General features: G+C 70.9%; 22 protein-coding genes and 1 pseudogene. 10 read left to right on the top strand and 13 right to left on the bottom strand.

Annotation, left to right across the window (positions count from 1 at the left end; genetic code table 11):
- Positions 1 to 252, top strand: a pseudogene (locus tag H504_RS0102875) (transposase family protein); the annotation flags it as partial.
- 47 nt (positions 253 to 299) lie between these two features.
- Here H504_RS0102875 and H504_RS0102880 read toward each other — a convergent pair.
- A complete protein-coding gene (locus tag H504_RS0102880) occupies positions 300 to 1,085 on the bottom strand; it encodes an inositol monophosphatase family protein (RefSeq protein WP_026421537.1) in 786 nt (261 codons plus the stop codon).
- Between the two features lie 83 nt (positions 1,086 to 1,168).
- Here H504_RS0102880 and ppgK point away from each other — a divergent pair, with 83 nt between their 5' ends.
- The 3 genes from ppgK (at position 1,169) to H504_RS0102895 (ending at position 3,969) form a co-directional block, all read left to right on the top strand.
- Positions 1,169 to 1,930: a polyphosphate--glucose phosphotransferase gene (gene ppgK, locus H504_RS0102885; RefSeq protein WP_026421538.1), complete on the top strand. Its 762-nt coding sequence runs from the start codon at positions 1,169 to 1,171 to the stop codon at positions 1,928 to 1,930.
- A 181-nt stretch (positions 1,931 to 2,111) separates the two neighbouring features.
- Positions 2,112 to 3,437, top strand: a complete 1,326-nt coding sequence (locus H504_RS0102890; protein ID WP_026421539.1) for an RNA polymerase sigma factor — start codon at positions 2,112 to 2,114, stop codon at positions 3,435 to 3,437.
- Positions 3,438 to 3,783: 346 nt separating this feature from the next.
- Entirely contained in the window at positions 3,784 to 3,969 is a 186-nt protein-coding gene (locus H504_RS0102895) for a DUF7455 domain-containing protein (protein WP_026421540.1), read from the top strand.
- Between the two features lie 1,013 nt (positions 3,970 to 4,982).
- On the opposite strand, the gene H504_RS0102900 is transcribed toward H504_RS0102895, so the two are convergent.
- The 5 genes from H504_RS0102900 to H504_RS0102920 all read right to left on the bottom strand — a co-directional run bounded on the left by H504_RS0102900 (position 4,983) and on the right by H504_RS0102920 (position 10,741).
- Positions 4,983 to 6,152 (bottom strand): ROK family transcriptional regulator, encoded by a 1,170-nt coding sequence (locus H504_RS0102900; protein ID WP_026421541.1) that lies wholly within the window; start codon positions 6,150 to 6,152, stop codon positions 4,983 to 4,985.
- A gap of 23 nt (positions 6,153 to 6,175) precedes the next feature.
- Positions 6,176 to 7,681, bottom strand: coding sequence for a sugar ABC transporter permease (locus H504_RS0102905; protein WP_035303122.1), 1,506 nt, complete (start codon positions 7,679 to 7,681; stop codon positions 6,176 to 6,178).
- An 11-nt stretch (positions 7,682 to 7,692) separates the two neighbouring features.
- The gene (locus H504_RS0102910; protein WP_026421543.1) at positions 7,693 to 8,466 is read right to left on the bottom strand and encodes an ATP-binding cassette domain-containing protein; all 774 of its coding nucleotides are present in this window, start codon (positions 8,464 to 8,466) and stop codon (positions 7,693 to 7,695) included.
- A gap of 62 nt (positions 8,467 to 8,528) precedes the next feature.
- Complete coding sequence (locus H504_RS0102915) at positions 8,529 to 9,662, bottom strand: sugar ABC transporter substrate-binding protein (protein ID WP_026421544.1); 1,134 nt, start codon at positions 9,660 to 9,662, stop codon at positions 8,529 to 8,531.
- A gap of 299 nt (positions 9,663 to 9,961) precedes the next feature.
- Positions 9,962 to 10,741, bottom strand: a complete 780-nt coding sequence (locus H504_RS0102920) for a sporulation protein (protein ID WP_026421545.1) — start codon at positions 10,739 to 10,741, stop codon at positions 9,962 to 9,964.
- Between the two features lie 48 nt (positions 10,742 to 10,789).
- Here H504_RS0102920 and H504_RS0102925 point away from each other — a divergent pair, with 48 nt between their 5' ends.
- Positions 10,790 to 11,032, top strand: coding sequence for a DUF3039 domain-containing protein (locus tag H504_RS0102925; RefSeq protein WP_035303124.1), 243 nt, complete (start codon positions 10,790 to 10,792; stop codon positions 11,030 to 11,032).
- Positions 11,033 to 12,145: 1,113 nt separating this feature from the next.
- Here the strand turns inward: H504_RS0102925 and galE are convergent.
- The 3 genes from galE to H504_RS0102945 form a co-directional block, all read right to left on the bottom strand.
- The gene (gene galE / locus H504_RS0102935) at positions 12,146 to 13,114 is read right to left on the bottom strand and encodes a UDP-glucose 4-epimerase GalE (protein ID WP_026421547.1); all 969 of its coding nucleotides are present in this window, start codon (positions 13,112 to 13,114) and stop codon (positions 12,146 to 12,148) included.
- A gap of 87 nt (positions 13,115 to 13,201) precedes the next feature.
- The gene (gene galK, locus H504_RS0102940) at positions 13,202 to 14,338 is read right to left on the bottom strand and encodes a galactokinase (protein WP_026421548.1); all 1,137 of its coding nucleotides are present in this window, start codon (positions 14,336 to 14,338) and stop codon (positions 13,202 to 13,204) included.
- A complete protein-coding gene (locus tag H504_RS0102945; protein WP_026421549.1) occupies positions 14,335 to 15,030 on the bottom strand; it encodes an iron-dependent transcriptional repressor DtxR in 696 nt (231 codons plus the stop codon). Before H504_RS0102945 ends, galK begins: the two co-directional genes overlap by 4 nt.
- 101 nt (positions 15,031 to 15,131) lie before the next feature.
- On the opposite strand from H504_RS0102945, the gene H504_RS0102950 reads away from it, so the two are divergent.
- From H504_RS0102950 to H504_RS0102960, 3 genes are all read left to right on the top strand, one after another.
- Positions 15,132 to 15,992, top strand: coding sequence for a sulfurtransferase (locus tag H504_RS0102950; RefSeq protein ID WP_026421550.1), 861 nt, complete (start codon positions 15,132 to 15,134; stop codon positions 15,990 to 15,992).
- A 61-nt stretch (positions 15,993 to 16,053) separates the two neighbouring features.
- Positions 16,054 to 17,253, top strand: a complete 1,200-nt coding sequence (locus tag H504_RS0102955; RefSeq protein ID WP_026421551.1) for an acetoin utilization protein AcuC — start codon at positions 16,054 to 16,056, stop codon at positions 17,251 to 17,253.
- Between the two features lies 1 nt (position 17,254).
- Positions 17,255 to 19,933 (top strand): bifunctional acetate--CoA ligase family protein/GNAT family N-acetyltransferase, encoded by a 2,679-nt coding sequence (locus H504_RS0102960; protein WP_245614047.1) that lies wholly within the window; start codon positions 17,255 to 17,257, stop codon positions 19,931 to 19,933.
- A 31-nt stretch (positions 19,934 to 19,964) separates the two neighbouring features.
- Here the strand turns inward: H504_RS0102960 and H504_RS0102965 are convergent, their stop codons facing one another.
- The 4 genes from H504_RS0102965 to H504_RS0102980 form a co-directional block, all read right to left on the bottom strand.
- Entirely contained in the window at positions 19,965 to 20,669 is a 705-nt protein-coding gene (locus tag H504_RS0102965; RefSeq protein WP_026421553.1) for an anti-sigma factor family protein, read from the bottom strand.
- Entirely contained in the window at positions 20,666 to 21,223 is a 558-nt protein-coding gene (locus H504_RS0102970; protein ID WP_026421554.1) for a sigma-70 family RNA polymerase sigma factor, read from the bottom strand. Before H504_RS0102970 ends, H504_RS0102965 begins: the two co-directional genes overlap by 4 nt.
- Positions 21,224 to 21,306: 83 nt before the next feature.
- Positions 21,307 to 22,191 carry a DUF1996 domain-containing protein gene (locus tag H504_RS0102975; RefSeq protein WP_245614048.1) on the bottom strand — a complete coding sequence of 295 codons (885 nt, stop codon included), beginning with the start codon at positions 22,189 to 22,191 and terminating at the stop codon, positions 21,307 to 21,309.
- Between the two features lie 108 nt (positions 22,192 to 22,299).
- On the bottom strand, positions 22,300 to 23,508 hold the full coding sequence (locus H504_RS0102980) for an acetyl-CoA C-acyltransferase (protein ID WP_157440166.1): 1,209 nt from the start codon (positions 23,506 to 23,508) through the stop codon (positions 22,300 to 22,302).
- 85 nt (positions 23,509 to 23,593) lie between these two features.
- Between H504_RS0102980 and H504_RS0102985 the strand changes: the two genes are divergently transcribed.
- Together H504_RS0102985 and H504_RS0102990 are read left to right on the top strand one after the other, a co-directional pair.
- The gene (locus tag H504_RS0102985) at positions 23,594 to 25,111 is read left to right on the top strand and encodes a carotenoid oxygenase family protein (RefSeq protein ID WP_026421557.1); all 1,518 of its coding nucleotides are present in this window, start codon (positions 23,594 to 23,596) and stop codon (positions 25,109 to 25,111) included.
- The gene (locus H504_RS0102990; RefSeq protein WP_026421558.1) at positions 25,108 to 26,034 is read left to right on the top strand and encodes a winged helix-turn-helix transcriptional regulator; all 927 of its coding nucleotides are present in this window, start codon (positions 25,108 to 25,110) and stop codon (positions 26,032 to 26,034) included. Before H504_RS0102985 ends, H504_RS0102990 begins: the two co-directional genes overlap by 4 nt.
- The last annotated feature ends 90 nt before the right edge of the window (positions 26,035 to 26,124 follow it).

The following is a 26,124-nucleotide window of genomic DNA, read 5'->3' on the forward strand; positions in this document are numbered from 1 at the left end:
ATGGCCGACGGCGGCCACCAGGGCAACCCCGGCGTGATCATGCCCTACCGCAAGCCCCGCGACGGCACCGAACTGCCCACCTGGAAAGAAGACCTCAACACCATCCACCGCCGGGTCCGAGCCCGGGTCGAACACGCCCTGGCCCGCAGGAAGAACTGGAAGATCCCGCGCGACTACCGCCGCGCGGGCCACACCCTCGCCACCACCGCCGCGGGCATCGCCTTCCTCCACAACCTCACCATCACCAACTGAACACCACACCACCGGAACCAACCACAAGATCAGTTACGAGACATCCCCTAGAAGTCGCCCATGCCCGCGTCGAGCAGGGCGGCGCGCAGGCGTTCGGCGATCGCCGGGGCGGCGGCGAAGACCGCGTCGTCGCCGAGGTCCAGCGCCTCGCCGGGCAGTTCGACCACCGCACCGGCTTCCGCGGCGATCAGCGCGCCCGCCGCCCAGTCCCACCGGGACAGACCGCGTTCGCAGTAGGCGTCGACCCAGCCCGCGGCCACCGCGCACAGGTCCAGCGCGGCCGCGCCGTTGCGGCGGATGTCGCGGATGTCGCCGAGCAGCCGGGCCAGCACCGCCGCCTGCGCAGTTCGGCGTTCGGCGGAGTAGGCGAACCCGGTCGCCAGCAACGTGACCGACAGGTCGATGGGCGCTGAAACACCCAACCGTTCGCCGTTCAACCAGGCCCCCGCGCCGCGCGCGGCCCACCAGGTGCGGTCCGCGGCGGGTTCCACGACGGCACCCGCGACCGACGCACCGTCCACTTGGGCCGCCACCGACACCGCGTACCACGGGTAGCCGTACAGGTAGTTGACCGTGCCGTCGATCGGGTCGACCACCCAGGTGACCCCGCTGCCCGCGGCCCCGCCGGTCTCCTCGCCCAGGACGGCGTCGCCGGGCCGCAACTGGGCCAATCGGGTACGAATCAACTCTTCCGCGGCCTTGTCGGCGGCGGTCACCACGTCGGTCCTGGTGGTCTTGGTGTCAACGTCACGAATCGCGTTCGCCCGGGTGGCCTTGGCCAACCGGCCCGCCTCGGTGGCGACGGCCACCGCGATCTCGGCTAGGTCTCGCACCCGGCTATCGGACCACACCGCCCGGTCGGCGGCTAATGTCTGCCCAGGAGACGGGACTGAATCGAGTAGGAGAGGACCCGGGGATGGGTGCAGCCCGCGGTTTCGGCGTGGACATCGGCGGATCTGGGATCAAGGGGTGCGAGGTCGACCTGGAGGTGGGCGCGCTGGTCGGTGACCGGGTGCGGATCCCCACCCCGGCGCCGTCCACCCCGGACGCGGTGGCCGACGTCGTCGCCGAGATCGTCACCAGGTTCGGCTGGACCGGCCCGGTCGGGGTGACCCTGCCCGCGGTGGTCAAGCGGGGGGTGGCGCACTCGGCCGCCAACATCCACAAGTCCTGGATCGGCACCGACGCCGCCGCGCTGTTCGCCAAGCGGCTGGGGCGCGCGGCGGACGACGTGGTGGTGCTCAACGACGCCGACGCCGCCGGGACCGCCGAGATCAGCTTCGGTCGGCCGGAGGGCTCGTCGGGGGTGGTGGTGCTGCTGACCTTCGGCACCGGCATCGGCAGCGCCCTGTTCCTCGACGGCAGGCTGGTGCCCAACACCGAGTTCGGCCACCTGGAGATCGACGGCCACGACGCGGAGACCAGGGCCGCGGCTTCGGTGAAAGACGAAAAAGACCTGTCCTGGGAGGAGTGGGCGCACCGGGTCAGCCGGTACGTGCGCGGCCTGGAGAACCTGATCTGGCCGGATCTGATCATCGCCGGTGGCGGGGTCAGCAAGAAGGCCGACAAGTGGCTGCCGCTGCTGGACGTGCGCACGAAAGTGGTGCCCGCGCAGCTCCGCAACGACGCCGGGATCGTCGGAGCCGCGGTCGCCGCCCGGCAGGTCACCGGGGGTTAGCGGGCCCGTTCGGACCCGGATCGAGGCATTTCGACCTTGGCGTTTCCCGGGGACACGCCGTACGTCGCTACAATGGAACACGGCCCGCGGCGGAACCAGCCCCAGGGCTCTCCCCCGAACTCCCGGCAACGGCCGCCGTTCCACCGGCCGCGGCCGTGATGGACTGTGTGAAAGGGCGTACGTGGCAGCCGCACGAACCGCAACCCGACGCTCCACGGCGTCGGCGAGCGCCGCCAAGACGACCAAGGGCGCCGAGGACGAGGAGCTCGACGGCGCGTCGAAGACGACGGCGAAGAAGGCCGCGGGGGCCAAGACCGCGCGAGCCCCGAAGAAGCCCGCCGCCGCCAAGGGCGCCCCGAAGAAGGCAGGCGACGGGCCGGACGGCCCGGACGGCGATGGCCCGGAGGACCTGGAGAACCCCGACCTGTCCGACCTCGAGGAGGTCGAGGTCGACCCGGTCGACGAGGCGATCGAGGAGCCCGAGGAGAAGGACCCGAAGGAAAGCAGCACCAAGGAGAGCGACTTCGTCTGGGACGAGGAGGAGTCCGAGGCGCTGCGGCAGGCCCGCAAGGACGCCGAGCTCACCGCGTCCGCCGACTCGGTCCGCGCCTACCTCAAGCAGATCGGCAAGGTCGCCCTGCTCAACGCCGAGGAGGAGGTGGAGCTGGCCAAGCGCATCGAGGCCGGGCTCTACGCGGCGGAGCGGGTCCGCAAGTCCGAGGACGACAACGAGAAGCTGCAGCCGCAACTGCGCCGCGACCTGCGCTGGATCGTCCGCGACGGCGAGCGCGCCAAGAACCACCTGCTGGAGGCCAACCTCCGCCTGGTCGTCTCGCTGGCCAAGCGCTACACCGGCCGCGGCATGGCGTTCCTGGACCTGATCCAGGAGGGCAACCTCGGCCTGATCCGCGCGGTGGAGAAGTTCGACTACACCAAGGGCTACAAGTTCTCCACCTACGCCACCTGGTGGATCCGGCAGGCGATCACCCGCGCGATGGCCGACCAGGCCCGCACCATCCGCATCCCGGTGCACATGGTCGAGGTCATCAACAAGCTCGGCCGCATCCAGCGCGAGCTGCTCCAGGACCTGGGCCGCGAGCCCACGCCGGAGGAGCTGGCCAAGGAGATGGACATCACCCCGGAGAAGGTGCTGGAGATCCAGCAGTACGCCAGGGAACCCATCTCGCTCGACCAGACCATCGGCGACGAGGGCGACAGCCAGCTCGGCGACTTCATCGAGGACTCCGAGGCCGTGGTGGCCGTGGACGCGGTGTCGTTCACGCTGCTGCAGGACCAGCTCCAGTCGGTGCTGGCCACGCTGTCCGAGCGCGAGGCCGGTGTCGTCCGGCTGCGGTTCGGCCTGACCGACGGCCAGCCGCGCACCCTCGACGAGATCGGCCAGGTCTACGGGGTCACCCGCGAGCGGATTCGCCAGATCGAGTCGAAGACCATGTCCAAGCTCCGGCACCCCTCCAGGTCGCAGGTCCTGCGCGACTACCTGGAGTAAACGCTCGACCCCGAAGCGCCGCCCCCCGGATCCCGGCGGGCGGCGCTTCCGCGTTTCCCTATTGCCGGGCCCGCGTTCGCCGATGGTGAACGACGTAAGAGCGAACACCAGGTAGCCACCCCACCCACCGCTGGAAGAACCCCAGCGTGGAGCCCGAAACAGCCCGCTCCGCTGGGCCAACCGGGTTAATCAGAGGTTGCCGACGCCCACAACGGGCGCGGGAACACTGCCGGAGGCTCGCGCGTCTGTAAGAGTAGAAGCGCGACCACGGCGGGGCACCGCTCCTCGTGACCGCAGCCGAAAAGGGAACCGGTGTGACCGGTTCCGGGACGGAGGGAGAACTCCCATGACGACTACGACGCTCACCCGCCCCGAGCTGACCGCCGCCGACCGGTGCGACCGGTGCGGCGCCGCCGCTCAGGTCCGCGCCGTACTTCCCTCCGGAGGCGAGCTGCTCTTCTGCGGACACCACGCCCGCGCCCACGAAGACCGGCTCCGCGAGATGGCGGCGGAACTGTCGCAGAAGGGCTGAGCACCGCTCGCCGGAAGCACCACCACCACAACGGAGAACGGGCGGGACCACCAGGTCCCGCCCGTTCCGCTGTTCCCGGCCCCCGTCCGCCTGCTCTGTCAGCGCGCGCCTTCCCTGCGTGGCGACCTTGTCCCAGCCGCTGCCGGACGCTGCTTGACGGCCACGGTGAGCCCAGGACCATCCCGGTCGCACGACACCGGGCTCACCTCGGCCCAGCCGTCGAAACTCCTGCCACCGACCCTCCGTGGTCAGAGCTCTCCCCCTGCGCCCATGTTCCCGCCCCCAGCCGTTCGGACTCAGGCCATCGCGTGCCGCCCCGGCTCCTTCCTGGCCCGACCGCCACCGCCCCTCCCCACGGCCCTGGCCCCTGCTGCCCACTCCACCACCGCAACCCGACGCCGCCTCCAGAACTCGGCCCCTCCCGCGACCCAGACCCCCTACCTCCACCACCTCCACGCGGATAACAGCCACCCGCTTCCGCTTCGCCCCACACCGCCTGCGACCTCCGCCGCCCCCAGAACCTGGCCTCTTCCTGCGAACCCTGCCCCTCCGACTCCACCACCTCCACCACCTCCACGCCGACAACAACCACTCGCTTCCACTTCACCCACACCGCAGGCAACCTCCGCCGCCCCACCCCGACGCCGCCCCCCCCCAGAACCCGACCCTTCCCGCGAATCCCGACCCCCTACCTCCACGCGGATAACAGCCACCCGCTTCCGCTCCGCCCACACCGCCTGCGACCCCCGCCGCCCACGCGGATCACAGATGCCACCACCCCAAGCCCATCCCCCGACCGCGTGATTTCCCACGCCGACCGGCCCCGCCACTCCATCCGCCCAGGTCGAGTTATCCACAACCCCTCAAGCCGCCCACAGCCAAGCCACCTCCTCGTTCCCGCCCCGCCAAGCCGGTAGACTGGGACCGGGGACGCCCCCCGGGATAGGGTGGGGGCCGCCTGGACCCGCGTAGGGGCGGAGTAAGCGGTTGTCAAGGGGGCGTCTGGGTGGGGACTAGACGGTGTGGAGGACGGGTTCGAAGGCGAGTTCGGCGGCGCCGGTGAGTTTGACGTCGGTGCCCATGGTTGAGGTGAGGAGTCGGGTGCCGCCGATGGCGCGGCTGACCAGGCTGCGTCGGGAGACGGTGGCGGCGACCTCGGTGACGACCTGCGGGGGTAGGGCGGTGAACAGGTCGCCGAGGACCACCAGTTCGGGGCCGAAGGCGTTGACGATGGTTATCAGGCCGGTGGCGAGCCAGTGGGTGAACTCGCCGAGGACTACCGGGATGTGGTCGGGGGTGAGGGCGCGGAGTTCGGCGACGATCCGGCCGCGGGGGGAGGGGGTGGGGAGGTCGAGGGCTCGGCAGAGGGCCAGTTCGCCGACTTCGGTTTCCCAGCAGCCGCGGCTGCCGCAGTAGCAGGGGCGGCCCGCCGGGTTGATGACCATGTGGCCGAGTTCGCCCACGTAACCCGCGGTGCCGCGCAGGGTGGAGCCGTCGGAGATGACGCCGCCGCCCACGCCAACGTCGGCTGAGACGTAGACGGCGTCGAGGGAGCCGCGGGCGGCGCCGCGGAGGTGTTCGGCGAGGGCAGCGATCTCGGCGTCGTTGGCGACGCGGACCGGGAAGCCGAAGGCGGCGGTGAGGCGGTCGCCGAGGGGGACTCCGGTCCATTTGAGGTTGGGGGCCTCGTGCACGAAGCCGTCGCGGCGGCGGACGACGCCGGGGACGGAGATGCCCGCGGCGACGGGGGCGACCTTCAGCTCCTCGGCGAGGACACGGGTGGACTCGATGACGCGGGTGATGACCTCGTCGGGTTCGCCAGCCCGGCCGCGCAGGTTCCAACTGTCCCGGCCGAGCATCTGGCCGCCGAGGCCGACCAGCGCGATGGCGACCTGCTCGACCCGGATGTCCACGGCCAGCACGACCGCGGCCAGCGGCTGCGGCAGCACCAGCAGCGACGGGCGGCCCGCGCCGGAGCGGGCGCGCGGCACCCGTTCCTCCACCACCCCGGACTCGGCCAGGCCGTCGACCAGCGCCTTGATGGTGCTGCGGTTGAGGCCGAGCTCGGTGGCGAGGGCGGCGCGGGTGCACGGGCCGTCCACGTGCAGGCGGCGCAGCAGCGCGGTGCGGTTGTGCCTGCGCACCTCGTCGGGGCGCGCGCCCGCCGTGGGTGTGCTGGTCACCTGCTCGCCCTCCGGTCCTGCCCTTACCTGCCCACCGCCGCGCGCCGCCGGGAGAGGGCGTCGACGGTCGCCGCGAGCAACAGTACGAGCCCGGTGACGATGTTGACCACCGCGGCGGGCTGCTTGAGCAGGCCCAACCCGTTCTCGACGACGGCGAGGACCAGACCGCCGACCACCGCGTGGAACACCTTGCCGCGGCCGCCGAACAGCGAGGTGCCACCGATCACGGCCGCGCCGACGGCGAACAGGAGGGTGTTGAGCCCACCTGCCTGCGGGTCGACCGACCCCACCTTCGACGAGTACACAATGGCACCGAGCGCCGCCGTCGCGGACGCGACGACGAACACACTGGCCCGGACTCGGCTCACGTTGATGCCCGCGCGCCGCGCCGCCTCGGCGTTGCCGCCGACGGCGTAGACGTGCCTGCCGTAGCGGGTCCGGTTGAGCACGTACGTGCCGGCCACCAGCAGCACCAACACGATCGGGACGACGTACGGCACGCCGCGGATCACGACGGAGTCGTTGGTCGACCGGTTGACCGTCAACGCGTAGGTGGCCGGGACGGCGACGACCGCGACCCCGATGACCTTGGCCAGCACGATCGGGGTCGGCGACGTGACCAGGCCCCGGTTCAGCCTGCTCACGTGTTCACCGAGGACGACGAGCGCGTACCCGAGGACCGCGACGGCGCACAGCACCCAACCGCCGGTGACCGACATGTTGCCGTTGGCGACGGAGAACAGCACCGGCTGGGTGCCGATGCCGAACACGCCGCCCTCGCCGATGAACTGCAGGATCACCCCCTGCCAGGTGATGAACAGGGCCAGCGTCACCACGAACGACGGCATGCCGATCTTGGACACCAGGAAGCCGGTGAGCACGCCGATGGCCGCGCCGACCGAGATGGCGAGCAGCATCTCCAGCCACGGGTTGGGCGCCGCCCCGGACAGCGCGATGGCGATGGCGACCGCGGCGAGCACGGCGCCCGCCCAGATCCGCATCAGCAACGCGAGCCCGACCGCCGCGATGAGCCCGCCGAGGAACACGGCGAACACCGTGGTTCCCATGCCGCCCAACAGGTTCCCGGCGCGGACGTAGTGCATGGCCATCACCGCCGCGCACACACCGGACGCGGTGCCCGCGGACAGGTCGATCTCGCCGAGCAGCAGGACGAACACCAGGCCCATCGCGATGACCATCTTGCCCGCGCCCTGGGCGAGCAGGTTCGCGGTGTTGTCCAGGGTCATGAAGCCCTCGGACAGCACCCAGAACACGATCACCAGGGCGGCCAGGCCGAGCACGGCGGGCAGTGAGCCGAGGTCGCCCGCGCGCAGCCGGGACCCGTAGTCGCGCACGGCCTCCCAAGTGGACTGGGCGGTGGTGTCGATGCCGAAGTCGGCGATGGCGCCGTCGGCGCGGTGGTGGCCGTGCGCCTCGGGCGCCAGGTCGTCGGCCGGGTTGTCGGCCGGGTTGTCGGCCGGGTTGTCGGCCGGGTTGTCAGCCACTGGGTGGTGGATGTCGGATTCCATCGGTCCCCCTCTCACACGGTCGCGTTCTCGGGGCGGGCCAGGCCGAGGTCGCCGGAGCGACCGGCCGTGATCAGCTCGACCACCTGGGCGTGGGTCACGTCGCGGGTCGCCACGTCGGCGACCATGCGACCGAGGTACAGCGTCGAGATGCGGTCGGCGACGGAGAACACGTCGGCCATGTTGTGGCTGATCAGCACCACGCCGAGGCCCTGCTGGGCCAGCCTGCGCACCAGGTCGAGCACCTGGCGGGTCTGCGCGACGCCGAGCGCGGCGGTCGGCTCGTCGAGCAGCACGACCTTGCTCTCCCACAGCACGGACTTGGCGATCGCGACCGTCTGCCGCTGACCGCCGGAAAGCGCGGAAACCAGGGTGCGCACGGATTTCACCGTCCGCACCGACAGCGACGCGAGGGTTTCCCGCGCCGCCTGCTCCATCGCCGCCTCGTCGAGCAGCCAGCCGCTGCCGCGTTCCCGGCCGAGGAACATGTTCTGCACGATGTCGAGGTTGTCGGCCAGCGCGAGGTCCTGGTAGACGACCTCGATGCCGAGCCGGGCGGCGTCGCCGGGTCCGCTGATACCGACCCGTTCGCCGTTGAAGGAGACGCTGCCGGAGTCCATCGAGTGGATCCCGGCCACGCATTTGACCAAAGTGGACTTCCCGGCGCCGTTGTCGCCGACCAGGGCGGTGACCTCACCCGCGCGGACGGTGAAGTCGACGTCGTGCAGCACGTGCACCGGGCCGAAGCTCTTGTTCAGGCCGGTCAGTTCGAGGATCGGTTCGCTCATGGCGGTCTCCGGATGTGGGTCGCGCCTGCCCGCGGGGTCCGATCCGCGGGCAGGCGGCGAGATCAGCTAATGCCGAGTTGGCCGCAGACCGCGGCGAGGGCGCCACCGCAGATGTCGCTCGCCTTGACGTAACCCTGCTCCACCACGGCCTTCACATTGTCCTTGGTGGTCAGTTGCGGCTCCAGCAGCACGGACTTCACCTTGCGGTTGCCCTTGGGGTCGTCACTGCTGTCGCCCGCGACCTGGTCGGCGGCCGCGGTGTCCCCCTTGGCCAGCGCGACGGCCAGCTTGGCGGTGGCCTCGGCCTCCTGCTTGATCGGCTTGAACACGGTCATGTACTGGTCGCCGCGCAGCACGGCCATCAGGCCGTCCGGGGTGGCGTCCTGGCCGGTCACCGGGACCTTGCCGTTGAGGCCGTTCTTGCGCAGCACGGTGATCACCGCGCCCGCCAGGCCGTCGTTGGCCGCGACCACGCCGTCGACCTTGCCGCCGTTGCCGGTGAGGATCTGCTCGAAGGTGGTGCCGCCCTTCTGGTTGTCCCAGCCGTCGATGGGCTGCGAGCGGACCAGCTTGAGCGCGCCGGAGTCGTAGAGCGGCTTGAGCACGTTCTCCTGCCCGTTGTGGAACAGGGTGGCGTTGTTGTCGGTCGGGGCGCCCTCGATCTCGATGACCTGCGCGCCGGGCTTGTCCTTCAGCGCGTCGGCGAGGCCCTTCCCCTGCAGCTCACCGACTTTGACGTTGTCGAAGGACACGTAGTAGTCGGAACTGCCGCCGAGGTTGAGCCGGTCGTAGTCGATGGTGGGGATGCCGCGCGCCTTCGCCTTGGCCGCGACCGCCGACCCGACCTCGCTGTTGATCGAGGCGATGACCAGCACCTTGACCCCCTGGCTGATCATGCCGTCGGCCAGGGTGGTGAACTTCTGCACGTCGCCCTGGGCGTTCTGCACGTCCGCGTCGAGGCCCTGGGCCTGCATGGCGGCCTCGATCATGGGCTTGTCAAAGCCCTCCCAGCGGGCCGAGGTGGCGGTCTCCGGCAGGATCACGCCGACCTTCACCCCACCCGCGGCGGCCGGGGTGGTGCTGTTCCCACCCGTGCCGCCCGAGGCGGGCGGGGTGGCCTGGTTGGCGCCGCACGCGGCCAGCGAGATGGCGCTGAGCGCACAGACGGTAGTCACGGCGAGTCTGGTCAACCGCATCTGAGGTCCCTTCCACGAACCACGACGCACCACCTGGGCCCGGGGCGGCATCCGTCAAGGGGAATGTTGTGCGGCACAACATATGCCGCCGACAGCGGTGACCGGAAGCACACTGATTCGATTCAGATGCCCGGATCGAGACACAATTACATAACGGAAGTAACAGAGTGGCGCCACGCTCACCCGTCACCGGGCCGCCCGGTAGACCTGTTCAGCGTCACCCGGTGGACGTAAAGAACCCGCCGGGTAATCACACTAGGTGACCAGTGCCGGCGGGTTCGGCGCAGCGGACGCCGCGATCAGTCGAAGATCCCCCGCGCCGCCGCGACCTGGCGCAACCAGCCCTCCAGTTGGCGCTCCCACGGGGCGTTGACGTCGCGCACGACGAACGAGCCGAGGAACGACCGCTGCCGCCCGCCAAGACCACCGCCCTTGGCGACGCGGACCTGCTTCACCACGTCGAGCACCACCTGGACCTCCTGCGGACCGGCCACGAACGTGACGGTGACGGTGCTCAGCGGACCACCCTGCGGCGCGTCGAAAGTGATCTCCTGGAAGAACGGCAACTGCTGGTCGACCCCGTCGATCCGCTCCTGCACCAGGTTCGCGCCGCGGAACTGGTAACCCAGCCGGGACACGGCGTCGAGAACGCGGTGCTGCGCGGGCAGGGGCTCCACCGCCACCGCGTCCACGTCGTGCGCGTCGACCACCGACCCGGACAGGTGCAGCGTCGTCTGCAGGCCCACGGCCATGCCGGTCAGGTGCTTACCGAGGACCGAGGTGACCGGCGTCTCCCACGGCAACCGCACCTCGAACGGCACCGACACCCGCGCCCCCGCCCGGACCAGCTCACTACCCGCCAACCGCACCTCCTCCACCGGCAGGTCCTCCTGGCCGCGCGGACCGTCCACCCGCGCCAACAACGTCACCCCGAGCGCCTCAACCTGCTGGTCGACAGTGCCGCCGAGCAGGTGCACCACCCCGCGCAACACCCCACCGGGACGCACAGCCCCCGCGTTGAGCTGGGCGTCGACCTTCGCGCCGCCGGCACCGAACCCGGCCAGGACCTTCTGGAACATGGCCGCATCCTGCCAGGTGGGCTTCCCCGGCGGTGCAACAATGGAGATGTGAGCGCACCCACCCAGACCCTGCCGGACGTCGACACCCGCCCCGAGGGCACCGACACGACGGACGACGACACGCCCAAGATGTTCCACTACGTGCAGAAGGACAAGATCGTCGAGAGCGCGGTGACGGGGACGATGGTCGTCGCGCTGTGCGGGGAGGTCTTCCCGGTGACGAAGTCGCCAAAACCGGGGTCACCGGTGTGTCCGGACTGCCAACGGATTTACGAGTCGATGAAGCCTTGATGGTGTGGGGCTTGTAGACCTTGCCGCGGTGATCTTGCCGCGGTGCTGCTGCTGGTGGTCTTTGCTTTGGTGATGTTGCTTCGCTGCCGCTGATGGTCTTGTTGCGGGTGGCGTTGCCTTGCTGCTGGTGATCTTGCTGTGGGGTGTGCTGCGGTGATCTTGGTGTGGGGGTTTGTCGGTGGTGTTGGTTAGGCTGTGTATTCAGGGGCTCAAGTTTGGGTTGATCATGGTTCTTGGTCGATGGGACGATCTTGTCGGTGGGCTTGGGTAGGCTGTGTATTTGGGGGCTTCGGAGCGGGTTGATCTTGTTTGTGGGCGGCGGGCGGATCTTGTCGGTGGGTCCGTTTAGGCTGTGTATTCGGGGGCTTTACTGGCGGTTGATCTTGGTGTGAGGGGCACTGGGCCTCGGCTTCGCCTCGGGTTTCGGCCTGGTCGCCTTCGGCGACGCCGGCCTCGGGCGCCAGATTTTGCGGGCTGTGCCCGCTGGGGTGAAGTTGTTTTGTTTGGGGCCCCTAGCGGCAGCCTGGGTAAGGCTAAAAGGCGGGGCCACTGGAAAGACGTGGCCTTACCCGCCTGCCGGCTTAGGCCACCGCTCCCCCCAAACAAAACAACTTCACCCCAGCGGGCGGTTGGCATCGGCGGGTTTCGAGGCGCGCGGGGTGGGTTGGCGGCCTTCGTCGATGTGGGGTGGGGCGGGGGTTTGAGGCGCGCGTGCAGGGTGGCGTTTCGTCGATGGGGCGGGGGTTTGAGGCGCGCGTGCAGGGTGGCGTTTCGTCGATGGGGCGGGGGTTTGAGGTGCGCGGCGCGGGGGCGGCGTTTCGTCGATGGGGATTTGAGGCGTGCGGTGCACGGTGCGCTTTGTCGATGAGGCGGGGTTGAGGTGCGCGGTGCGGGAGTGGAGCTTTGTCGATGGGGGTTGGGGGTTGAGGCGCGCGGGTGGGGGGCGTTTTGTTGATGGGGTGGGGGTTTGGGGGTGCGTGGGTGGTTGTGTTGCGGTGCTCGTTGCTGTGCGCGCGATGGCGGAGCTTCGCGGTGGGGCGAGCTCCGCCACGGCGCGTGTTGTTGTTGCCTGGGCTGGGGGTTGCAGCCCTGGTGACGTGTCCTAAGTGGACGCTAGTGGTGGGTGTGGTTGCGGGATTGGGTGAAGGTCCAGGCGTCGGTGATGATGGTGTGGAGGGTGGTGTGGGTGGGGGTCCAGCCTAGGGCGGTGGTGGCGGAGTGGGGGGAGGCGACGAGGGTGGCGGGGTCGCCGGGGCGGCGGGGGGCGAAGGTGGCGGGGATGGGGTGGGCGGTGACCTCTCGGCAGGCTTGGACGACCTCCAGGTTGGAGAAGCCGGTGCCGGTGCCGAGGTTGTAGATCTGGTGCTCGCCGGGGCGGGCGTGGGTGAGGGCGAGGAGGTGGGCCTCGGCCAGGTCCAGGACGTGGATGTAGTCGCGGACGCAGGTGCCGTCGGGGGTGGGGTAGTCGTTGCCGTAGAGGGAGATCTCGGCGCGGGTACCGAGGGCGACCTGCAGGACGATGGGGATCAGGTGGGTTTCGGTGGTGTGGCGTTCACCGAAACGGCCGTAGGCGCCCGCGACGTTGAAGTAGCGGAGGCTGACCGCGGCCAAGCCGTGTGCGGCGGCGTAGGAGGTGATGGCGTGGTCGATGGCGAGCTTGGTGGCGCCGTAGGTGTTGGTGGGGCGCGTCGGAGCTGTCTCGACGATGGGGATCTGGTCGGGTTCGCCGTAGGTGGCGGCGGTGGAGGAGAACACCAGGCGGGGGGTGCCCGCGTCGCGCATGGCGTCCAGCAACCGCACCGAGGTGAGGACGTTGCCCGCCCAGTACTTGGCCGGGTCCACCATGGACTCGCCGACCAGGGACTTGGCGGCGAAGTGCAGGACGCCGTCGAAACCCTCGGGGAGCAGGGTGGGGGCGGCGTCGGCGATGTCGGCCTCGACGAAGCGGGCGCCGTCGGGTACCGCGTCCGCGTGGCCGGTGGACAGGTCGTCGACCACCACGACCTCGTGGCCCGACTCGACCAGCCGGGCAGCGCACACACTGCCCACGTATCCCGCGCCGCCGGTGACGAGCAGCTTCACCGTGGTCCTCCTCCTGCATCGATGGAATGGTGCCGACCGGACCGCGAAAGCCCGGCCGTGCTGTCCGCGGATAGTGTCAGGACCTTCTCACCGGTCCCGGCCCGCACCCGCCGAGGGGGTCGCGGTGAACAACCGCGGCGTCGTCAGCGAACGCTCGGCGAACGCGGCGAGGACAGCGGCCCGCACCGCCTCCGCCGCGGCGACGGGGACCAAGGCGATGGCGGAACCGCCGAAACCGCCGCCGGTCATCCGGGCGCCCAGCGCGCCCGCCGATTCCGCCGCGGCGACCGCCACGTCCAACTCCAGGCAGGACACCCGGTAGTCGTCGCGGAGGCTGGCGTGCGAGGCGGACAGGAACGGGCCGATGTCACCGCCAGCGCGCAGCGCGGACACGGTTGCCAGCACCCGCGCGTTCTCGGTCAGCACGTGCCGGACCAGTGGCCGCAGCGGGGCGGGGAGCGATCCCACCGCACCGTCGCCCTGGTCATCCGGGATTTCCCGCAGCGACGGCAACCCCAGCAGCCGCGCCGCCTCCTCGCAGCCGCGGCGGCGGTCGCCGTAGGCCGAGTCGGCCAGGGCGTGCCGCACCCGGGTGTCGATCACCAACACGCCGCTGTCGAACGGGATCTGCTCGGCCGCGCCGGAGCGGACGTCGAGGAACAGGGCGTGCCCGGCGACGCAGCGCAGCGACGCGGTCTGGTCGAGCAGCCCGGTGGGGGCTCCCGCGAAGTCGTTCTCGGACCGCTGCACCCACCGGGCGACCCGGTCGAGATCGGGCGCGGCGCCCGCCAACCCCAGCAGCGCCAAGGCCACCGCGCACTGCAGTGCGTGCGACGACGACAGCCCGGCCCCGGTCGGTACGTCGCCAACGACCACCAGGTCGGCGCCGGTCGCGAACCCCTCGTCGCGCAGCACCCAGGCCACCCCGCACACGTACGCCGCCCAGCCGGTGACCCGGCCGGGGGCGAGTTCGGCGATCGGGACGGGCGCGCTGCGCTGGGGTGACCCGTCGTCACCGATGGTCACGGCGGCGATCCGGCCGTCGGCGCGCGGCGCGGCGGCCACCGCGATCCGGTGCGGCAGCGCGAAGGGCAGCACCAGGCCGTTGTTGTAGTCGGTGTGCTCGCCGATCAGGTTCACCCGCCCAGGCGCCGACCACACCCCGACCGGGGGACGTCCGTGCAGTTGCCGGAACCGCTCGTCGGCCCGGTCGGCCTGGCTCACAGCAGGCGGGCCAGCACCGCGTGCAGCATGGTCGGGTTCAGTTCGGCGGTGTTGCCCGCGCCGGTGATCGGGATGCCCGCGCCGTCCGCGGTGGACGAACCGATCTCGATCACGGCGCCCGGCAGCACGCCGACCGCCTTCAGCTCGGCCATCAGCTCCGGGTCCATCTGGATGTGCTCGGCGATCCGGCGCACCTCGACCCGGCCGCCGCCGCGCCGGGCCACCTCGTCCACCCGGACCAGTCCGGCCTCGATCGCGGGCGCCTGCTCACCGGCGCCCAACTCGTCCAGACCGGGGATGGGGTTGCCGTAGGGGGACGTGGTGGGGTGGCCGAGCAGCTTGACCAGCTTGCGCTCCACGGCCTCGCTCATCACGTGCTCCCAGCGGCAGGCCTCGCTGTGCACGTGCTCCCACTCCAGGCCGATCACGTCGACCAGCAGCCGCTCGGCCAGCCGGTGCTTGCGCATGACCGCGACCGCCAGCGCGCGGCCGTGGTCGGTGAGCTCGAGGTGCCGGTCGCCCGCGACCACGACCAGCCCGTCCCGCTCCATGCGGCCCACCGTCTGGCTCACCGTCGGGCCCGACTGGCCCAGCCGTTCGGCGATCCGGGCGCGCAGGGGGACGACACCCTCCTCCTCGAGTTCGTAGATGGTGCGGAGGTACATCTCGGTGGTGTCGATGAGATCGTTCACGCCGGTTCCCCTTCGTCAGTTCCATGTTAGTCGTTCGCCCCGACAGAGCAGCGGGGTAGTAGCGGGCGGTGACCAAAGACCCGGGCCGGCAGGATGGACCGGTGAACGCGTTCCCCTCCGCTCTGGTATCGCCCGCCGACCTCGTGTCGCTTCTCGACAGTGCGCGGCAGCCGGTGCTGCTGGACGTCCGGTGGCGGCTGGGTGGCCCGCCCGGCCACGACGAGTACTCGGCCGGTCACCTGCCCGGGGCGGTTTTCCTCGACCTGGACCGGGATCTGGCCGCCGCGCCGGGCGCGGGCGGCAGGCACCCGTTGCCGGACCCGGCCGATCTGGAGCGGGTGTTGCGCGCGGCCGGGGTGCGCGCGGATCTGCCCGTTGTGGTCTACGACGGGGACAACGGCTCGGTCGCGGCGCGGGCGTGGTGGTTGCTGCGCTGGGCGGGACACGGTGAGGTCGCCGTGCTGGACGGCGGTTACGCGGGGTGGGTCGCGGGTGGCGGCGCGACCGGCACGGCGGAACCGTCGCCCGAACCGGGTGATTTCCAGGTTCGCCCGGGTGGGATGCCGGTGATCGACGCCGACGAGGCGGCCGAGTTGGCCGAGGACGGCGTGCTGCTGGACGCGCGCGCCGCCGAGCGGTTCCGCGGGGACGTCGAGCCGGTCGACCCGCGCGCGGGGCACATCCCGGGCGCGGTGAACGCGCCGTTCTCCGGCCACACCGGTCCGGACGGGGGGTGGTTGGCGCCCGCGGCGTTGGCGGATCGTTTTGCCGGACTTGGTGTCGATGCCGGGTCCGGGCCGGTCGGCGCCTACTGCGGCTCCGGGGTGACGGCGGCGTCGGTGGTGTTGGCCTTGGAGGTCGCCGGGGTCACCTCCGCGCAGCGACCGGCCGCTCTTTACGCCGGATCGTGGTCGCAGTGGAGCCAGGACCCGGCGCGGCCGGTGGCCACGGGTGACCACTGACTCGCTTTCCGCCACCTTCGGGTTACCGGCGGGGGTGGTGTCGGGCCACTAGGGTTTTGGCATGCGAGCGGATGCGGCTGTGGTGTGGGATCCCGCCTTGCTCGGCTACGACATGGGCGGCGACCACCCGTTCAACCCGATCCGGCTCCAGTTGACGATGCGGTTGTCCCAGGCGCTGGGCGTGCTCGACGGCGTCGAGTTCGTGGTGCCCGAGGCGGCCGACGACGTCGAGCTCGGGCGGGTGCACCGGCCGGACTACGTGGCCGCGGTGCGTGAGGCGCCGATGGCGTCTTGGGACGTCGGGCACGGGCTCGGCACCGCGGACAACCCGGTGTTCGACAGGATGCACGCCGCGTCGGCCCTGGTGGTGGGTGGTTCGCTGGCCGCGGCGCGGCGGATTGTGGACGGCGCGGACCGGGCGGTCAACCTGGCCGGTGGTCTGCACCACGCGATGCCGGACCGGGCCGCCGGGTTCTGCGTCTACAACGATTGTGCCGTGGCGATCTCGTGGTTGTTGGACAACGGGGTAGACCGCGTCGCTTACCTCGATGTGGACGTGCACCACGGTGACGGCGTGCAGACGGTGTTCTACAACGACCCGCGCGTGCTGACCATCTCCTTGCACCAACACCCGGCCACGCTCTGGCCGGGCACGGGTTCGGTCACCGAGCTCGGTGGGCCTAACGCTCAAGGTAGCGCCGTCAACATCCCGTTCCTGCCGGGGACACGTGATGCCGCGTGGTTGCGGGCGTTCCACGCGACGGTGCCGTCGCTGTTGGAGGTCTTCAAACCGCAGGTGCTGGTGACCCAGTGCGGAGTGGACACGCACGTGGAGGACCCGCTCGCGGACCTGGCGTTGTCGGTCGACGGTCATCGGGAGATCTACCGGACCATGCGGGACTTGGCGCAAACGTATGCGGGTGGTAAGTGGCTCGTCACCGGCGGCGGCGGTTACGAACTGCTGAGGGTTGTTCCCCGCTCGTGGACGCACCTGTTGGCCACGGTGCTCGATCGCGACCTGCCGGTGGACACGGCTGTCCCGGTCGAGTGGGCCACGGCGGTTCGCCAGGTCGCGCCGAACGTCGTCCTACCGTCCACGATGGGCGACGGTGGCAGTAACGGCAGCGATGGCAGCAGCGGCACTGTGGCGTTCGAGCGGTGGGGCGGCGGGCGGGACGAGCCCGTCGACAACGTGATCCGGGACGTGCGGGGCGCGGTCTTCCCCCTGCACGGCTTGGACCCGGATGATCCCAGGGACTGACATGTCCGAGCGGGACCCTTACGCCTACCCGCCGCTGTGGGAAGCAGATGTGGTGCTCTCCGACGGCGGTACCGTCCACATGCGCCCGGTAGTGCCCACTGACGCGGAAGCCCTTCGCGCGTTCCACGGCAGGTTGTCCGAACGCACGCGGTATTTCCGGTACTTCGGGCCGTATCCGACGATGCCGGACAAGGACCTCAAGCGGTTCAGCACCGTTGACCACCACGACCGGGTCGCGTTCGTCGCCCTGCTCGGTGACGACATCGTCGCCGTGGGCCGGTACGAGCGGTTGCCCAGCTCGGATTCCGCTGAGGTCGCGTTCGTCGTGGAGGACTCCCATCAGGGCCGCGGCCTGGGGTCGATCCTGCTGGAGCACCTGGCCGCCGCCGCGCGGGAACGCGGCCTGCGCCGGTTCGAGGCGGAGGTGCTCGCCGAGAACGCCCAGATGGTGCGGGTGTTCCGGGACGCGGGGTACCAGGTCAGCCGGGTGTTCGACGAAGGTGTGCTGCACCTGGAGTTCGCCATCGACCCGACTGAGGCCTCGGTGGCGGTCGCCTGGGCGCGGGAGCAGGCGGCGGAGGCGCGCAGTGTGCACAACCTGCTGCACCCCCGGTCGGTCGCGGTGATCGGGGCGTCCACCGACCACGCGAAGGTCGGCAACGCGGTGCTGGGCAACCTGTTGGCCGCCGATTTCGCCGGCCCGGTGTTCCCGGTCAACCCCGAGCACCGGTCTGTGCGTGGCGTGCGCGCCTACCCCACTGTGCTCGACATCCCTGACCCGGTGGATCTCGCCGTTGTCGCTGTCCCGGCCGCCGGGGTCGATGACGTCATGGACGCCTGTCTCGCGAAGGGCGTCAAAACGCTCGTAGTGGTCAGTTCGGGGTTCGGTGAGACCGGTCCGGATGGCAAGGGCGCTGAACGCCGTCTTGTCGACGAGGCCCGCGCGCACGGTATGCGTGTCGTGGGGCCTAACGCGCTCGGTGTGGTCAACCTTGATCCCGCCGTACGTCTCAACGCGACTCTTGCCCCAACCTTGCCTGGACCGGGGCGCGCGGGCTTCTTCTGCCAGTCGGGGGCGTTGGGGACGGCGATCCTCGCTGACGCTGCCGCGCGGGGCTTGGGTCTGTCGACCTTCGTCTCCGCGGGTAACCGTGCCGATGTATCCGGCAATGATCTGTTGCAGTACTGGGAAACCGACCCGGCCACCGACGTCGTCTTGCTGTACCTGGAGTCCTTCGGCAACCCGCGCAAGTTCGGTCGGCTCGCCAGGCGTTTGGGGCGTAAGAAGCCCGTTGTGGTGGTCAAGTCGGGGCGCAACACAGTGCTACCGGCGTTGGCGGCCACTGGTGTGCGGGTGGATGAGGCCAGCGTGCAGGCGTTGTTCGAGCAGGCCGGTGTCATTCGGGTCGAGTCGATCGCGCAACTCTTCGACACCGCGTTGTTGTTGGCACACCAGCCGTTGCCGCAAGGGGAGCGGGTCGCGGTGGTGGGGAACTCGTCGGCGATCGGGGTGCTGGCCGCGGATGCCGCGTTGGGCGCGGGTCTGGAACTCGCCGGTGACCCGGTCGACGTCGGTGCGCAAGCTGGTCCGGACGAGTTCGCCGCCGCTGTCGCCGATGCCTTGCGCCGGGACGACGTCGACTCGCTGATCGTGGTGTTCGTGCCCCCGTTGGCCATTCCGGGTACCGCCTACGCGCGTGCCCTCAGGGAAGCCGCTGAGGGTTTGCCCGAGGCACACACCAAGCCCATCGTGTCGACATTCCTTGCCGCGGACGGCATCCCGGCGGAGTTGGCCGTACTCGGGCCCACTGGCGCGCCGATACGAGGATCAATCCCGTCCTACCCGAGCCCGGAGAGGGCAACGCTCGCTCTTGCCCGTGCGACCGCCTATGCCCGTTGGCGTTCCTCACCACCTGGCACCTTCGTGCGCCCCGAAGACATCGACCCCACCGCGGCGAGCGCGGTGGTCGAGGCCGCACAAGCCCGCGCCCACGGACCCGAGGTGGAGCTGACCGACGACGAGGTCACCGCGCTTCTTGGCCACTACGGCATAGAGGTCATGCAGTTCCACGTCGTGTCCGACCCTGATGCCGCTGTCGTCGCGGGCAAGGAGTTGGGCCTACCGGTGGTGATGAAGACCGCCAGCCAACAGTTCCGCCACCGCAGCGACCTCATCGGCGTCCGACTCGACCTGACGACGGATGACGCTATCCGCAACGCTTATGCCGAACTGGTAAGCGTTTCCGGTGTCCGCGAGGTCTACATCCAGCGCATGGCCCCGAAGGGCAACTCGTGCAGCATCGGACTCCAAGACGACCCGTCCTTCGGCACCGTCGTCTCCTTCGGCTTGGCGGGACTGGTCAGCAACCTCCTGGGTGACCGCGCCTACCGCGCAGTCCCTCTTACCGACAACGACGCCGCGGGCCTGATCCGATCTCCCAAGGCCGCCCCCCTCCTGGCGGGCTACGCGGGCGGCGAGCCCGCTGATCTGCTCGCCCTGGAACAGCTCGTGCTCCGCGTGTCCGCCATCGCCGAGGACATCCCCGAGATCCGCGCCCTGGCCCTGGAGCCCATCCTGGCGTCGGCGGCGGGCGCGTACGTGACCGGCGGCCGCGTCACGCTCGGCCCACCCCCGTCGCGGCACGACAGCGGACCACGGCGGCTGCGCCCGATCGCGTGAGGGAGGGCCGGGGTCCGGCCCTCCCCGAGCGTCACATCTTCACCGACACGAACTTCTTGCCCGCGTCGTTGACGATCTCCACGGCGCTGATGTTCGCCATGTCGACCATCGCCGAGCCATCCAGGGTGGTGCCGTTCGCGGCGCCCGCCTCGGACACGACCCAACTGGCCGCCTGCTCGCGGCTGCCGTCCGTGCCGACCACGATCACCCGGCACCGCTCCCCGGCGGGGATGCCGGTGGCGGCCAGGTTGACCCGGACCCAGCCCGCGGCGGGCACGACCTTCGCGGTCAGGTGGACGCCGGTGCCGGGGTCACCCCCGGAGAGGAACCGGGTCCCGTCGACCTGGGGTTCGGGCGGGCTGACGGTCACCGTCGGTCCGCCCGCCACCGGGGTCCCGGTCGAGCGGCCGATCGCGACGCCCGCGCCGAGCACCGCGGCGATCACCACGGCGGCGGCGACACCAGCCACCGCGATCCGCCGGTTGCGGTCGGCGGTCACCTCGGCGCGGACCTGGCGCAGGGTCCTGGCCAGCAGCAGGTCTCCGTCCTCCGGGGGGCCTTCCAGCAGCGCCTCCGGGGGCAGCTCACCGGCCATGTCCCTCACCTCCTCCAGGTCACGCAGTTCGGCGCGGCAGTCCGCGCAGTCGGCCAGGTGCCGCTCGACGGCGGCTCGTTCGTCTTCGTCCAGCGCGCCCAGCGCGTACGCGCCGAGCATCGGGGCCTCGTGGTCGCTCATGCCGGCGTCCCCTCCAGCGCGGTCCGCCCGGCCATCGCGGTGCGCAGCGCGCGCAGGGCGTAGTGCGAGCGGGACTTGACCGTGCCGGGCGCGATCCCCAGCTCCCGCGCGGCCTCGGCCACGCTGCGGTCCCGGAAGTAGACCTCCACCAGCACCTTCCGATGTTCCTCCGACAGCTCCTCGATGGCGGCGAGCACGGTCATCGAGTCCACCACCCGCTGCGAGTGGTCGCCGGACACCGGGACCGCCGCAGGCGTCTCGGCCACCTCGGCCGGTCGGGCCGCCTTGGCCCGGACCCGGTCCACGATGATGTTCCTGGCCACGGTGAACAGCCAGGCCCGCACCGACCCCTCCTTGCTCATCAGGTTGTCCGCGTGCCGCCACGCGCGTACCAGTGTCTCCTGGACGACGTCCTCGGCGGCGGCCCGATCCCCGGTGAGTCGCACGGCGTAGGCCAGCAGCGCCTTGCCGTGTTCCTCGTAGAGCGAGCGGACCAGCGCCTCGTCCCTCGATGTCGCCCGTGCCGCCCGTTCCCGGGCGAACAGCCTCGCCATGCCGACTCCCTGTCCAACGGCGTCCGGTTGCCCCTTCGCGGCTGACACGGCCACCGGGGCGGATCGGTTCGAATTTGTTCCGGCTAGCAGTGCCTGCCGGAGTTCACGCAGGTCACGATGGCGGCCATGGCAGCCTCGGTGTGCACGTCGATGAAGTGCGCGTGGTCCGATGCGGCCGCCCGGTCGACGACCTCGGGGAAGCTGTCGATGCCGATGTCGGTGCCCGTGGGCAGGTCGTAACCGACCTCGATGTGCAGCCTCGGCACCGGGAACGTCGCGCGCGGGCAGCCGCCGTTGGTGCCCGGGAACTGCACGTGTGACTTGTGGTCGGGGCTGTCGGTGCCCTTACCGTCCCAGCAGCTCGGGAAGTCGTACACGCGCAAGGTGCGGCTGCCATTCGGGCATTCCGGGTAGGACAACGTCACGCGGTCGGTAAAACCGGAGCAGGTCCACGTACCGCGCGCGGACGGACCGGCCTTCGCGTCGCCTGTCACCGTGCGGAGGAACCGGGGCATGGCGACGACGTTGCTGACGGGGCTACCGAAGAAGGTGATGGTCACCGAGTCGGGGGTGCGTACCTCGCTGTGGTGACCGTTGACGCGCAACACAGGCCAGTAGTAGCTGGAGAGGTCACCGTCGCGGCAGGTGGTCTTGGCGGCCGCGAGCACGTCGTTGGTGCTGAACGCGTCGGTCGCGAGGTTGCCCACGTAGTCATGGAGGTGGTGCGCGCCGTCGTGAACGCCGGGGGAGGCGACGACGTTGTCGGAGTTGCGGTGGTTCTCCTCGTCGCGGCCGCAGTCCTCGGTATAGCTACCGGTCGACGCTCCCTTGCCGACCGCCGGTGCCGTAGTGGCCGGCACATCGCGGATGTCCACCCGGTCGCCGGGCGTCGCGGAACACCCGGACGTGACGAGTAAGAGGAGAACGACGAGCACGCCGATGGCAGCAGGCATGCGGAGGGGAAGCACCTGATCACTCTGAGCCCGGCCCACGACTGGTCAGTGAACACGATCAAGCCGGGCCGTGGCGCGGGAGTGAAGGCGATGCGCCGAATGCCCCACAACACCCGGCCCGGATCACCCCCGGTCCAGCACCAGCCCGACGCCCAACCCGGTCGGCGCGCTCACCCCGGCCACCCCGAGCCGCCCCGCCCGCCGCTCCAGTTCCTCCAGGCAGCCGCCGACCATGATCGCCCCGGTCGCGCCGACCGGGTGGCCCAGCGCGATCGTGCCGCCCGCAGGGTTGAGCCGCTCCGGGCCCGCGTCGAACGCCCACCGCAGTCGTAGGCACAGCGCCGCGAACGACTCGGCGAACTCGAACACGTCCACCTGCCCCGGCGTGATCCCCGCGCGCAGCATCGCCCGCGCCATCGCCTCTTGGCCCGCGGTCAACATCCGCACCGGGTCCCGCGCGACCACCGCGGTCGTGACGATCCGGGCGCGCGGGGTCATCCCCAGCCGCTGGGCGGCGCGTTCGTCGCCGATCACCAGCAGCGCGGCTCCGTCGGCGGGGGTGGGGGAGGTCGCGGTGGTGTGCCGATGGTCGATCCGCCGGGGCGAGTCCCGACCGGCCAACGCCAACGCGTCGTGCCCGTCGGCGCCGATCCCGGCGTACGCGGGCGGCAGGGTGGAGAGCACGTCGCGGCTGCTGTCCGGGCGCACCAGTTCGTCCCGGTCCAGACCGCCGACCGGGACCAGCGACCGGTCGAACGCGCCCGTCCGCCAGGCCGCCGCGGCCTTGTGCTGCGACTCCAGCGCGTAGCCGTCCAACTCGTCCCGGTCGAAGCCGTCCAGGGTGGCGTTGAGGTCGGCGGCCACCCCCGGGTGCACCGACCCGGTGCGCCGCACCACCTCCGCGTCCGTCCACAGTGGAGATCGGGTGGCCAGTGGGCCGACCCGGGATGTGCTCTCCACCCCGCCCGCCACCACCAGGTCGACCTCACCCGCGCGAACCCGGGCCGCCGCCTGGGCGACCGCGTCGATGCCGGAGGCACAGAACCGGTTGACCATGACGCCAGGCACCCCGTGTCCCCAGTCGGCCAGCAGTGCCGCCGTCCGGGCGAGGTTGCCACCCTGCTCGCCCACCTGCGCCGCGCAGCCGAGTACCACGTCGCCCACCCGGGTCGGGTCTAGACCGCGGCCTACCAGCGCGTCGAGCAGGGTCGTCACCAGCGCCAACGGCGGCACGTGGTGCAGGCCGCCGGACGCGGTGCCCCCGCCGCGGGGCGTGCGGACGTAGTCGAGCAGGTAGGGCTCACCCACCGCGCACCCCCTCTTCCGGAGCATGGCCTGGTCACCGCCCCAGTTGTAGTCTCGGATTCCGGGACGTGGCAACCAGAGACCACCAGTGTGACCGGGCAGGGGGTCCGAAATGGATGTGGAGATCCTCGGCCGGGTCTTGAGCACGCTCCCACCCGACGACGACCACCCGTACCGGACGGGCCCCTGGCGGCCGCAGACCGTCGAGCGGGCGGCGACCGAGTTGGCGGTCGTCGGTGAGATCCCGACCGACCTCGACGGGGTCTACCTGCGCAACACCGAGAACCCCGTACACCCCGCGCTGGCCACCTACCACCCGTTCGACGGCGACGGCATGGTCCACGTCGTGGGATTCCGGGACGGGAAGGCGTTCTACCGCAACCGGTTCATCCGCACCGACGGGTTCCTGGCGGAGCAAGAGGCCCGACAGTCGTTGTGGGCCGGTATAGCCGAGAAGCCCGAGTCCGCGGTCAGACCGGTCGGTTGGGGCGCGCGCGGCAGGATGAAAGACGCCGCGAGCACCGATATCGTCGTACACGCGGGAGTGGCGTTGGCCACGTTCTACCAATGCGGTGAGCCGTACCGCATCGATCCGCTCACCTTGGAGACACTCGGCAAGTCCGCGTGGACCCCCGCGCACGGTGTCTCCGCGCACACCAAGGTGGACCCGGCCACCGGCGAGCTCATGTTCTTCAACTACGGCAAGGAAGAACCGCACCTGCGCTACGGCGTGGTGGACGCAGACGACAAGCTCGTGCACTACACCGACATCCCGCTACCGGGCCCACGGCTCCCGCACGACATGGCGTTCACCGAGAACTACGCCATCTTCAACGACTGCCCGCTGTTCTGGGAACCGGACCTCCTCGCGAAGGGAGCCCACGTCGCCCGGTTCCACCCGGAACTGCCGCTGCGGCTCGGTGTGCTGCCGCGCCGCGCCACCGGCGACCGGGTCCGCTGGTTCGAGGCCGACCCGACCTTCGTGCTGCACTTCGTCAACGCCTACGAGGACGGCGACGAGATCGTGGTCGACGGCTTCTTCCAGTCCGACCCGGAGGGCCGCGGCGGGCACTGGCCGGGCGACCCGGCGTACGCGCGGCTGTTCCGCATGCTGTCGCTGGACGGCATGGGCACCCGGCTGCACCGGTGGCGGCTGGACCTGGCCACCGGCCGCACCCGCGAGGAACGGCTCAGCGACGACATCACCGAGTTCGGCATGGTCAACCCGAACCGCGCCGGACGCGACTACCGGTACGCCTACGCCTCCACCGGCGCCCCCGGCTGGTTCCTGTTCGACGGGATCGTCCGGCACGACCTGCGCACCGGCGCCCAGCAGCGCTACCACTACGGTGCCGGGGTGTTCGGCAGCGAGACCGCCGTCGCCCCCCGGGCGGGTGGCCGCGGCGAGGATGACGGGTACCTGGTGACCATGACGACGGACATGACCGCCGACCGGTCCGAGTGCCTGGTCTTCGACGCCGCCAGGGTCGACGACGGGCCGCTCGCCCGGATCCGGCTCCCCGAACGGGTCAGCAGCGGCACGCACAGCACCTGGGCGCCCGGCTCGGCCATCCCCGGCTGGGCCGACGCCGACCACCCGGCGACCACGGTGGGCCTGCCCAGGTCATGATCCACCCGCCGGACCGGCCCAGCCTGCTCGGTGTGGGCGGCGACAACGCCGTCGCCCACGCCATCGGGACCGTCGCGGACGAGTGGACGCTGTTGATCCTGCGGCACGCGCTGCGGGACGGCACCAGTCGTCCCGCGGACTGGCAGCGGTTGTTGCCGATCTCGAACGCGGTGTTGGCTTCACGGCTCCGCCACCTCGGCGACCTCGGCGTGCTGGAGCCCCGTGGCCGCCGCGAGTTCGCGCTCACCCCCCGTGGGGTCGGTCTCTGGCCCTTCCTGCTCGCCGTCTGGTCCTGGGAACTCACCTGGGCCGACGGCCCCGGCCCCGACTTGCCCCTGCTCAGACACCTCGACTGCGGCGAGCTGTTCACCCCCGTCCAAACCTGCCGCGGCTGCGCCGAACCCGTGGCACCACGCGATGTCCGCGCCGCCTTCGGTCCCAGCGGCTCCTGGCCCCGCTCCACCCCGACCGCCACCCTGCGCCGCCGCTCCAGCGGCTCCACCAGCCTCGGCGGTGGCTTCTTCCCGGAGTCCCGCGCCCTCATCGGCAACCGCTGGTCCGCCACCATGCTCGGCGCCGCGTACCTGGGCGCCCGCCGCTTCCCCGATTTCCAACGCCGCCTCGGCGCCCCCGCGACGGTCGTCGCCGACCGGCTGCGCACCTTCAGCGCCCTGGGCGTGCTCAGCCCGGTCGGCGACCTTGACCACGCCGAGCGTTCGACCTACCGGCTCACGGACAAGGGGCGGGCGCTGTTCCCAGTGGTCATGGGCGCGTTGACGTGGGGGGAGCGGTGGTTCGTCGCCCCAGAGGGGCCCGCGGTGGTGGTCGAGCACGGCGACCACCCGTTCGAGCCACTGCTGGTGTGTTCCGGGTGTGGGGACGCGCTGTCCGGCCGCACGATCACGCCGGTGCCGGTGGACTGAGCGACCGCGTGCAACCCCGGCGCGCGCGGCCTCCGTCTTGTCCCCGTGAGACGCCTACAAACCAGCTTTGGCGCAGGCGTTCTACTCGTG

Source organism: Actinokineospora inagensis DSM 44258 (genome assembly GCF_000482865.1).
Classification (GTDB): Bacteria; Actinomycetota; Actinomycetes; order Mycobacteriales; family Pseudonocardiaceae; genus Actinokineospora; species Actinokineospora inagensis.

Bases quoted from the DNA above. Each gene is read 5' to 3' on its own strand.
- ppgK (WP_026421538.1), top strand. From the start codon at position 1,169: ATGGGTGCAGCCCGCGGTTTCGGCGTGGACATCGGCGGATCTGGGATC.
- H504_RS0102895 (WP_026421540.1), top strand. From the start codon at position 3,784: ATGACGACTACGACGCTCACCCGCCCCGAGCTGACCGCCGCCGACCGG.
- H504_RS0102905 (WP_035303122.1), bottom strand. From the start codon at position 7,681: ATGGAATCCGACATCCACCACCCAGTGGCTGACAACCCGGCCGACAAC.
- H504_RS0102910 (WP_026421543.1), bottom strand. From the start codon at position 8,466: ATGAGCGAACCGATCCTCGAACTGACCGGCCTGAACAAGAGCTTCGGC.
- H504_RS0102915 (WP_026421544.1), bottom strand. From the start codon at position 9,662: ATGCGGTTGACCAGACTCGCCGTGACTACCGTCTGTGCGCTCAGCGCC.
- H504_RS0102920 (WP_026421545.1), bottom strand. From the start codon at position 10,741: ATGTTCCAGAAGGTCCTGGCCGGGTTCGGTGCCGGCGGCGCGAAGGTC.
- H504_RS0102955 (WP_026421551.1), top strand. From the start codon at position 16,054: ATGCGAGCGGATGCGGCTGTGGTGTGGGATCCCGCCTTGCTCGGCTAC.
- H504_RS0102960 (WP_245614047.1), top strand. From the start codon at position 17,255: ATGTCCGAGCGGGACCCTTACGCCTACCCGCCGCTGTGGGAAGCAGAT.
- H504_RS0102965 (WP_026421553.1), bottom strand. From the start codon at position 20,669: ATGAGCGACCACGAGGCCCCGATGCTCGGCGCGTACGCGCTGGGCGCG.
- H504_RS0102970 (WP_026421554.1), bottom strand. From the start codon at position 21,223: ATGGCGAGGCTGTTCGCCCGGGAACGGGCGGCACGGGCGACATCGAGG.
- H504_RS0102980 (WP_157440166.1), bottom strand. From the start codon at position 23,508: ATGCTCCGGAAGAGGGGGTGCGCGGTGGGTGAGCCCTACCTGCTCGAC.
- H504_RS0102985 (WP_026421557.1), top strand. From the start codon at position 23,594: ATGGATGTGGAGATCCTCGGCCGGGTCTTGAGCACGCTCCCACCCGAC.
- H504_RS0102990 (WP_026421558.1), top strand. From the start codon at position 25,108: ATGATCCACCCGCCGGACCGGCCCAGCCTGCTCGGTGTGGGCGGCGAC.